Annotated in this window: 7 protein-coding genes; 4 read left to right on the top strand and 3 right to left on the bottom strand. The window is 47.1% G+C overall.

Features of this window, described 5'->3' with window-relative positions; genetic code table 11:
• Positions 1-263 (top strand): tetratricopeptide repeat protein (locus tag EBR25_12370; protein ID NBW41779.1); only part of this gene is annotated, 263 nt, incomplete at its 5' end.
• A gap of 118 nt (positions 264-381) precedes the next feature.
• Positions 382-1,092: a hypothetical protein gene (locus EBR25_12365; protein ID NBW41778.1), complete on the top strand. Its 711-nt coding sequence runs from the start codon at positions 382-384 to the stop codon at positions 1,090-1,092.
• Between the two features lie 21 nt (positions 1,093-1,113).
• Here EBR25_12365 and clpX read toward each other — a convergent pair whose 3' ends face one another.
• Positions 1,114-2,358, bottom strand: coding sequence for an ATP-dependent Clp protease ATP-binding subunit ClpX (clpX, locus tag EBR25_12360; protein NBW41777.1), 1,245 nt, complete (start codon positions 2,356-2,358; stop codon positions 1,114-1,116).
• An 83-nt stretch (positions 2,359-2,441) separates the two neighbouring features.
• On the opposite strand from clpX, the gene EBR25_12355 reads away from it, so the two are divergent.
• Both EBR25_12355 and EBR25_12350 read left to right on the top strand, forming a co-directional pair.
• Positions 2,442-2,741, top strand: a complete 300-nt coding sequence (locus EBR25_12355; protein NBW41776.1) for a hypothetical protein — start codon at positions 2,442-2,444, stop codon at positions 2,739-2,741.
• Positions 2,742-2,825: 84 nt separating this feature from the next.
• A complete protein-coding gene (locus EBR25_12350; protein NBW41775.1) occupies positions 2,826-3,050 on the top strand; it encodes a hypothetical protein in 225 nt (74 codons plus the stop codon).
• 264 nt (positions 3,051-3,314) lie between these two features.
• Here EBR25_12350 and EBR25_12345 read toward each other — a convergent pair whose 3' ends face one another.
• Together EBR25_12345 and EBR25_12340 are read right to left on the bottom strand one after the other, a co-directional pair.
• A complete protein-coding gene (locus EBR25_12345; GenBank protein NBW41774.1) occupies positions 3,315-4,013 on the bottom strand; it encodes a ribulose-phosphate 3-epimerase in 699 nt (232 codons plus the stop codon).
• Between the two features lie 18 nt (positions 4,014-4,031).
• Positions 4,032-4,890 (bottom strand): methionyl-tRNA formyltransferase (locus EBR25_12340; GenBank protein ID NBW41773.1); only part of this gene is annotated, 859 nt, incomplete at its 5' end.

Here is a 4,890-nt window from a genome sequence, read left to right as displayed (position 1 = left end):
ATTGTGAGAAGGGTGAGTCTGAAGCGAGCGTAGCAGCTGGCGCAGACTCATTAATAGACAAGCTCTTTTATCTCCGTCGAGCGCAGCGTTTCTGCCCAAGCGAGCCAAAGTGGTACGTTGAACTTGGGAATGTATACGTGGCTCTCGGTCGTCCGGAGGATGCAAAGACGCAGTATGAGGATGCTCTGCAGTTGAAGGGTGACTATGCTCCCGCAAAAAAAGGTCTAGAGGGGTTAGAAGCCACGGAAACAGAGGTGTATTAAGACAAGAAGTTTATTCTGTTACAACAGGAGTGAGAGTCGGTATAACTATAAGGAGAGTTGATCGTTACACCACGCGTATCTCTCTTTCTCTTTCTTATGCACTCGATAGGAGCACATTATGGTTCGGTCAATTCGTCTGAGTATCGTTATTGTTTTTTCCGCACTCTTCTTGTTCGTCCTCACTGCATGTAGCTCCCTGCAGTTGAGTAATCGTGAGACGGGAACCCTAGGGGGCACGGCGGTCGGTGCTGGACTAGGCGCGATTATTGGTTCGGCCACAGGAGATGCTGGAGTAGGGACTGCAATCGGTGCAGGTATAGGCGCCTTGTCAGGCGCTATTCTTGGGAATGAAGTCGATAAAAAGGAGTTGGAGGATGCAAATGAAGAGGCTCGTCTTGCAGAGAATGAGCGTATATTAGCGGAAAATAGGAAGCTGATTGAGCAGTTAAAGAATCAGGGGCAAGACGTTCGGCTCTCAGATCGGGGAGTCGTAGTAAACATCCCAGATGTGCTCTTTGGATTTAATCGGCATGACCTGACCCCCCTTGCTCAAGAGACAGTTCAGGAGATTGCTGAGGTGCTCCGTGGGAGTGCTGATCGTGCGATATCAGTAGAAGGACACACTGATTCAGTGGGTACTATGCGCTATAATCAAGATTTGTCTTTGAAGCGGGCACGTAGTGTAGCGCGACAACTCGAAGAAGAAGGGATTTCTCGGTCTCGTCTATTTGTTCGAGGTTTTGGCGAAGGAGACCCGATTGCCTCGAATATGACAGACTCTGGGCGAGCAAGAAATCGCCGGGTCGAAATCATTATAGAAAACGAGTAGAGCGTCTCAAGCACTAGTCGATCAGACTACCATCTTTTCAGAATGATATGTAATGACCGGCTCTGCGCCATCACTGATACTTTCAGGCGTCACTTGAATCTCTTTTACGTTGGGATTGCCTGGCACATCAAACATAACATTGAGCATGGCATCTTCGAGAATCGCTCGAAGGCCGCGAGCACCCGCCTTTCGTTCCAGCGCTTTCTTGGCAATCACTTGCAGTGCTTCTGGGGCGAACGAGAGAGAGACGCCATCGAGCTCGATAAGGTGGGTATACTGCTTTACTAAAGCATTTTTGGGCTCCGTGAGAATGCGTACGAGATCCTCTTCCTCAAGGGCATTCAGATGGGCGATGACAGGTACGCGCCCGATAAATTCGGGAATCATACCAAACTTTAGAAAGTCCTCGTGTTCGATTCTCGCCTTGGACTCAATCTCAGTGGTAACGGCTGTTGGCTGTGTCGAGAAACCAAGAGACTTCTTGCCAGTGCGAGCTTCTACGATCTTTTCCATCCCTTCAAAAGCACCGCCGATGATGAATAGGATATTGGAAGTATCAACTTGAATAAAGTCTTGTTGAGGGTGCTTTCTTCCTCCTTTCGGGGGAACATTTGCTATCGTTCCCTCCATGATTTTTAGGAGTGCCTGTTGAACCCCTTCTCCAGATACGTCGCGCGTTACCGAGGGGCTATCACTTTTACGGGATATTTTATCAATCTCGTCAATATACACGATTCCTCGCTGCGCTCGTTCAACATCATAGTCGGCAGCTTGTAAGAGGTTAACGATTATATTTTCGACATCTTCGCCCACATATCCTGCCTCAGTGAGGCTCGTCGCATCAGCAATGGTAAAGGGCACGTCAAGAGTCTTTGCCAGTGTCTGAGCAAGTAGTGTTTTCCCCGAACCAGTGGGACCTACCAGCATGATATTAGATTTTTGAAGTTCAACGCCTTCTTTTCTGAGACTATGATTGCATCGTATTCGCTTATAGTGATTATGGACGGCTACGGAGAGTACTTTCTTCGCATGAGTCTGCCCGATGATATATTCGTCAAGCTTCTCAAGAATGCTTTGCGGGGTTGGTACTGATTGGAGAGTTTCATCGGATTCTTCGTGAATGAACTCTTCATGAAGAATGTCATTGCAGAGTTCTACACATTCATCGCAAATGTAGACACTTGGTCCCGCTACGAGTTTTTGAACTTCCTCCTGGGATTTTCCACAGAAGGTACATAAAAGGGGTTTGCTCGTTTTTTTTGCCATAAGATTTTACTCAACGCTTTGTGCTGAACATCACCGTGTTTCTATTCTCCTTGATAAGATGCATAACCGGTTTCAGAGGAATCATGAGAGAGGCAGCTTTCGTTGAAAAAATATCGGTCGAAGGGGTATTTGGGGGCTATGGAACTGTGAAGTGTGATTTAAATGGATTTGACTATTCTCAGGGCGCTTCTGCAGATGAAAGAGCATTCAGGGTTCATCTCATTTTTGAAATTTCTCGAGTCTTCTCTCGTTTCTGCGGCATCCGTGTTCTGTTGAGCTTAGGGGTCTGCCCCGCGAACCGTTTCATGAACTTTCTGAGTCTTATGTATGATTATCATGGTTTAGCACCCATGAGCGGAGGGAAAATCCCCTTGTTCGGATGAGTGGAGCACTTGTCCACTTCAGACAGCATGCGGTATCGTGAAGGAGCTCGTAAGAGAAATAAATGTCATAGGAGCAGTATAAAGATGAGTGAGCAATCAAAAGAGGCGGTAACCCCACTTGAGAAGGGTTCTCGGGTAAAAAGAAAGTCAGGAAATGGTTCTCGTGGAACAGTAAGAGAGATCCGGACTGAGGTTACCGCAACTGGTTCGGACCTAATGGAGAAGGGTTTGATGGTTGTTGTCGATTGGGACAATGGTACTCAGTCGTACTTTACGCCAAATAGTCTCGACGTATTACCCAAACGTTAAACTCAGTGATGCTCTCATGTGTGACCCCAGTGGAAGTACGCCATAGCTGTCTTTACGCTATGGCTGACTGAGTCTGGTACTGGTTCTCACGCTGGAGAGATGCGGAAGAGTTTAATTCTTGGGCGGTAGGGATGAGATCGGTAGCGTCTAAGAGCTTCGGGATTTACGTTCTTGAGCCTCGTCACGGGTTATTTCTTGCAAAAGCAATATTTTAAAAACTGCAATTCGCAGTGTAGATTCATTTTATTGCAGATTCATTAAAGATTAATTAATACGTGTTGTCATCTGCTCGGATGAGAGTGCCGTTCTCAGGCTTTCAATAGCTACTTGCCGAGATTTTGCCCCAAAGATGTACGATCCTGCCACGAAAACATCAGCGCCGGCAGCACGACATAATTGCGCGGTATCTGGTTGAACGCCACCATCCACTTCAATAGAGAAATTTAACTCTGCTTCATCTCGTTCTTGTGAGATCTGTTCAATTTTTGCAACGCAAGAGGAAATAAACTTTTGGCCGCCCCACCCTGGATTTACCGTCATAATAAGCACGAGATCTACGATATCGAGAACGGGCAAGATGGATTCTACCGGAGTGCTTGGATTAATAGCTACTCCACATTGAATCCCGAGTTGTTTGATGGCAGTAAGTGTTCGGTGAAGGTGGGGTGATACTTCTTGGTGGATAGTGATCAAGTCCGCCCCAGCTCTGGCAAAGCTCTCAATATGGTTCTCTGGTTTCTCTATCATGAGATGGACATCGAGAAAAAGTTCAGAGCTTTTTTTAATTGCCTCAACTACATTCGTTCCAAAGGTAATGGGAGGTACAAAGCTTCCATCCATGACATCAATGTGTAGCCAATCTGTGCCAGCCTGAATCGCATCCTGAATTTCATGACCGAGGTAGGATATGTCAGCTGCCAGTATTGAAGCAGCAATTTTAGGGGAGAGGTGTATTTTCTTCATGTTGCTATTTTGTGCATCTCAAGGGGCAGGCGTCAATTGCATCCCACGTTCTAGTTGCATGCCTTTTAAGAAAGTCTCAATATTTTGGGCTGCCCGTCCTGCCATTTGCAGTCGTTCTATCGAGAAAATACCATTTCCGCACGCTATCTCGAGCCTTTCGCTCTCAACCCGATAAATTGTTCCTGCCGGAGACGGGGCGAGGTTGTGCGCGGGTTCAACTGGTCGACCAAGTAGGATTTTTACTCGGTCTCCATTGAGAAACGAGTAAGCGCCAGGAGTGGGGGACATTGCTCGAACGAGGCGACTTACTTCAGCGGCATCTCGTTCCCAAGAAATCAAACATTCTTCTTTTGAAACCTTGTGTGCATAAGTGGCTGAAGAATCTTCTTGTGGATGTGCTTGATGTGCTCCTTCAAGAATAGCATGAAGCTCATCCTGTAAGAGCTTCGCACCAAGGTCAGCTAATTGATCATGTAACGTTCCGCTGGTGGTCGATTCTGTGATCGGAATATCTACCTGAACGTACCAGTCTCCTGTATCCAGTCCCTCATCCATTTGCATGAGGGATATTCCCGTGGTGGAGTCGCCAGCAAAAATAGCACGTTGAATGGGAGCTGCTCCTCGCCATCTCGGAAGGAGTGAGGCATGAATGTTGATGCACCCCTTCATCGGGAATTCAAGACAAGGGGCTTTAAGAATCTGACCGAATGCACAGACCACACCCACGTCGAAAGAAGGAGCTATTTCCAGAAGGGACTCTTTTAACGCTTTCCATTCTTTTGCAACGCTTGCTGGTTGGAAAACCGGTATGCCGAAATTCTCAGCGATTATTTTCACTGGAGGAGGGCTTAGCTTTTTCCCTCTGCCGGCGGGTCTG

It is taken from the genome of bacterium (genome assembly GCA_009926305.1).
In the GTDB taxonomy this organism is placed as follows: Bacteria; Bdellovibrionota_C; UBA2361; order UBA2361; family RFPC01; genus RFPC01.
Note: the sequence above shows the minus strand (reverse complement) of the source record. Positions and strands in the feature narration are given on the sequence as shown.

Bases quoted from the DNA above. Each gene is read 5' to 3' on its own strand.
- EBR25_12365 (NBW41778.1), top strand. From the start codon at position 382: ATGGTTCGGTCAATTCGTCTGAGTATCGTTATTGTTTTTTCCGCACTC.
- clpX (NBW41777.1), bottom strand. From the start codon at position 2,358: ATGGCAAAAAAAACGAGCAAACCCCTTTTATGTACCTTCTGTGGAAAA.
- EBR25_12355 (NBW41776.1), top strand. From the start codon at position 2,442: ATGAGAGAGGCAGCTTTCGTTGAAAAAATATCGGTCGAAGGGGTATTT.
- EBR25_12350 (NBW41775.1), top strand. From the start codon at position 2,826: ATGAGTGAGCAATCAAAAGAGGCGGTAACCCCACTTGAGAAGGGTTCT.
- EBR25_12345 (NBW41774.1), bottom strand. From the start codon at position 4,013: ATGAAGAAAATACACCTCTCCCCTAAAATTGCTGCTTCAATACTGGCA.